This window comes from Sporichthya sp., from assembly GCF_013815995.1.
GTDB lineage: Bacteria > Actinomycetota > Actinomycetes > Sporichthyales > Sporichthyaceae > Sporichthya.
The window spans coordinates 1-3,898 of the sequence record NZ_JACDFE010000316.1; the positions used below are offsets into that span (position 1 = coordinate 1).

The 3,898-nt window shown below is 72.3% G+C and carries 3 protein-coding genes and 2 pseudogenes; 4 read left to right on the forward strand and 1 reads right to left on the reverse strand.

Annotation, left to right across the window (positions count from 1 at the left end; all coding sequences use genetic code 11):
- Nucleotides 1–573: pseudogene (locus tag H0X00_RS22380) on the reverse strand (MFS transporter); the annotation flags it as partial.
- Between the two features lie 94 nt (nt 574–667).
- Between H0X00_RS22380 and H0X00_RS22385 the strand changes: the two are divergent.
- The 4 genes and pseudogenes from H0X00_RS22385 to H0X00_RS22400 form a co-directional block, all read left to right on the forward strand.
- A complete protein-coding gene (locus H0X00_RS22385) occupies nt 668–1,741 on the forward strand; it encodes a ferrochelatase (protein ID WP_293774985.1) in 1,074 nt (357 codons plus the stop codon).
- A 1-nt stretch (nt 1,742) separates the two neighbouring features.
- Complete coding sequence (locus tag H0X00_RS22390; protein WP_293774986.1) at nt 1,743–2,588, forward strand: inositol monophosphatase family protein; 846 nt, start codon at nt 1,743–1,745, stop codon at nt 2,586–2,588.
- Nucleotides 2,589–2,693: 105 nt separating this feature from the next.
- On the forward strand, nt 2,694–2,990 hold the full coding sequence (locus H0X00_RS22395; protein WP_293774987.1) for a DUF4193 domain-containing protein: 297 nt from the start codon (nt 2,694–2,696) through the stop codon (nt 2,988–2,990).
- A gap of 102 nt (nt 2,991–3,092) precedes the next feature.
- Nucleotides 3,093–3,898, forward strand: a pseudogene (locus H0X00_RS22400) (hypothetical protein); the annotation flags it as partial.

The window sequence follows — 3,898 nt, forward strand, 5'->3', positions numbered from 1 at the left end:
GGCCGAGGCCAGCGCGAGCGCCCCCGTCGGCCCGACCGCGAGCACCGCGGCCAGCCCGGCCGCCGGGTGCACGGTCGTGGCCAGCAACGTCGCGACGATCGGCCCGACCATGAAGATGACCTCGTCGACGACCGACTCCAACGAGAACGCGGTATGCATCCGCCCCGGGTCGTCGAGTAGCGCGCTCCAGCGGGCCCGCACCATGCCGCCGATGCTCGGGATCGACATGCCGACCAGGCCCGCGAGCAGCACCAGAACCGGTCCGGGGGCGTGCTGGGTGCCGGCCACGATGACGGCGAGCAAGGTCACGGTCTGCGCGAGGGCGGCCGGGCGCAGCACCGCGGCCTGCCCGTACCGGTCGACCAGGCGCCCCAGCCGCGGCCCCGCCACCACGAACCCCAGGTTCACCGCCGCGGCGGCGGCTCCGGCCAGGGCGTAGGACCGCCCGGTGCCCGACACCAACAGCACCACGCCGAGGGTGAGCATCGAGATCGGCAGCCGGGCCAGGAACCCGGACAGGCTGAACCGCAGCGCGCCCGGGTGGGCGAGCACGTCGCGGTACGGCGTCAGCACGGGTGTCTCCGATTCGGGGCGTCCTCCTGGACGCTAACCGCAGCCTGCGACGGGCGCTTCCCCGTTTTCCGGCGGGCGCTGAAAGGATGCCGACATGAGCGCCGGTCCTTTCGATGCCTTCCTGCTGGTTTCCTTCGGTGGTCCTGAGGGCCCCGAGGACGTGATGCCGTTCCTGCAGAACGTCACCCGCGGCAAGGATGTCCCGCCCGAGCGGTTGGCCGAGGTCGCCGAGCACTACCAGCACTTCGGCGGGGTCAGCCCGATCAACGGCCACTGCCGGGAGCTGCTGGGGGCGGTCGCGGCCGACTTCGCGATGAACGGCCTGGACCTGCCGATCTACTGGGGCAACCGCAACTGGAAGCCCTCCCTGCGCGACGCGATCCAGCAGATGGCGGATGAGAACCGGCGCCGCGCGCTGATCATGACCACGTCCGCCTACGCCTCCTACCCGGGGTGCCGGCAGTACCGGGAGGACGTGTTCGCCGCGAAGGCGGGCATCACCAAGGCGCCGGTGTTCACCCGGCTGCGGCACTACTTCAACCACCCTGGCTTCATCCGCCCGATGGTCGCCAACACCGTCGCGGCGCTCGATCAACTGGCCTCCGACGCCCGGGCCGGGGCGACGATCCTGTTCACCACGCACTCGATCCCGATGGCGCTGGCCTACAGCGCCGGGCCGCAGGGCGGCCTGTACGCGGCGCAGCACGAGGAGGTCGCGCGCCTGGTCGCCGAGGGCGTGACGGAGGCAACCGGCGCCACCTACCCGTGGGAGCTGGTCTACCAATCGCGCTCGGGTCCGCCGCAGGTCAAGTGGCTCGAGCCGGACGTCCGCGACCGGATGACCGCGCTCCACGAGGCGGGCACCCCGGCCGTCGTGGTGGTTCCGATCGGCTTCACCTCCGACCACATGGAGGTCGTCTACGACCTCGACGTGGAGCTGCGCGGCCAGGCCGACGCCCTCGGCATCGGGTTCGCCCGGGCCGGCACCGTGGGTGCAGCGCCGGAGTTCGTGGCCGCCATCCGGGACATGGTGATGGAGCGGGTGAACAGCCGGATGCCCGACCAGCGCGCGACCCTCGGCGACCTCGGCGCCAGTTTCGACGTATGTCCGATCGGGTGCTGCCCCAACCCGAAGGGGCCGCGACCGGCCGTGGCGGGGCGGGACTGAGTTGACCCGCGGCGTCCCGCCGGCGGGGGAGCTGCTGGAGATCGCCCTGGTCCTGGCCCGCGAGGCGGGCACCCTGCTGCAGGCCGGGCGACCGGCCGGACCGTTGCGGGTGAGCTCCAAGAGCACCCCGACCGACGTGGTCACCGAGATGGATCACGCCGCCGAGGCGCTGATCACCGCGGCGTTGGCCCGGCTGCGCCCGCAGGACGGGATCCTCGGCGAGGAAGGGACCGACCGGACCGGCACCTCCGGCGTCCGCTGGGTGGTCGACCCGCTCGACGGGACCGTGAACTACCTCTACGACCTCGGCGGCTGGGCGGTGAGCATCGCGGCCGAGCTCGACGGGGAAGGGCTGGTCGGGGTGGTGCAGGTCCCCTCGACCGGTGAGACGTTCGCCGCAGTCCGCGGCGAAGGCGCCACCTGCAACGGGCGCCCCCTGCGCTGCGGCCCGGGCCCGGATCTGGACCGAGCCCTGGTGGCGACCGGGTTCGGCTACGACCCGCGCCGGCGGGCCCACCAGGCCGAGATCCTGCGCCACGTGCTCCCCGCCGTGCGGGACATCCGGCGCAACGGGGCGTGCGCGGTGGACCTGTGCGCGCTGGCCGCCGGGCGGGTCGACGCCTATTTCGAGCGGGGGGTGAAGCACTGGGACTACGCCGCCGGGGCCCTGATCGCCACCGAGGCCGGGGCCCGGGTCGCCGGACTGGGCGGTGCGGAGCCGTCCTCGGCCTGCCTGGTGGCCGCCGCGCCGGAATTATTCGTCCAGCTCGAGGCGTTACTGCTGGCCGCCGGAGCGGGGGATGAGAGCGGGTTGACGGACCCCGTCGCCACTCCCGTTCTGCCTTAGGGCACAATTCCCGGCCCGGGGAGGCATACTGCGGTCCCGCGCAGCGCTTCCCGCACCGCCCGCCGACGCATCATCGCAAGCAAGCACGAGGAGAGCCGGACCTAGATGGCGACTGACTACGACGCCCCACGCAAGACCGACGACGAACTCGGTGAGGACAGCATCGAGGAGCTCAAGTCCCGTCGGGTGGACAAGGGCGCCAGCACCGTGGACGTCGACGAGGCGGACCTCGCCGAGTCGTTGGAACTGCCGGGCGCTGACCTGTCCGGTGAGGAGCTCAGTGTTCGCGTGCTCCCGCGCCAGGCCGACGAGTTCACCTGCTCGTCCTGCTTCCTGGTGCACCACCGCAGCCAGCTCGCGAGCGAGAAGGGCGGCACGTTCACCTGCCGCGACTGCGCCTGAGGGTAGGTAACCCAGTCTGGACTGCAGGTAAGTACCGGGAATTTGCCTGACGGTCAGTCAGGCTGACCGTTTTCCCAGGGTAGTTGATCACTATTTGCGGCTATGGATCTCTGCCGATTCCGTCCTGCCGCTCTGCTCCTGACCGGTGCGGTCCTGGCCACCGGCGCTGCCGCCACGGGATTCCCGGGTAGCGCCGGGGCCTCGTCGCCGGCCGCCACGCCGGCACCGCCGAGCGACCTGCTCTCCAAACTGATCAGCGAGGTCACCGACCCGGCCGAGAGTCCGGCCGAGCCGGCGCCCGAGCGGATCCGGCGTCCGGCCACCGGCCCACTCCCGCTCGGCCGCCCGGACCTGCGCGAGCGTCGCCGCACGGAGCAACTCGCCCCCGGGGTGACGCTCACCGTGATCCACCGCGGGCAGGGCAAGGTAAAGAAGGGCCGGATCGCTTCCACCCGCACCGGACCCTGGCTGGTGAACGTGCTGACCATCGACCCGGAGCAGGCCGACGGGCGCCTGGTCACCACCTACGGCCGGAGCATGGCCACGTTGGACCGGACGACGGCCCTGGCCAGGCGGGCGAACGCGCTGGCCGGAGTGAACGGGTCGTTCTTCTCCCTGCACGGCGACCGGCGCTACGCCGGCCTTCCGGTGGGCCTGACCATCCGCGACGGCCGGGTGCTGTCCAAGCCGAGCGGGACCTCGCAGGAGGTCACCCTCGCGCTGGACTCCGACGCCAACGCGCTGCGGATCGGGCGGTTCGCCTGGACCGGGGAGGTCCGGTCCCGGTCCGGGGGAGGCTCGCTGACGCTGAGCCGGGTGAACAGTCCGCCGACCGTGCCGAACGGCTGCGCGTTGGCCACGGCGGCCGCGAAGCCGCGGTGCGCCGGATCGGGCCAACTGGCCGAGTT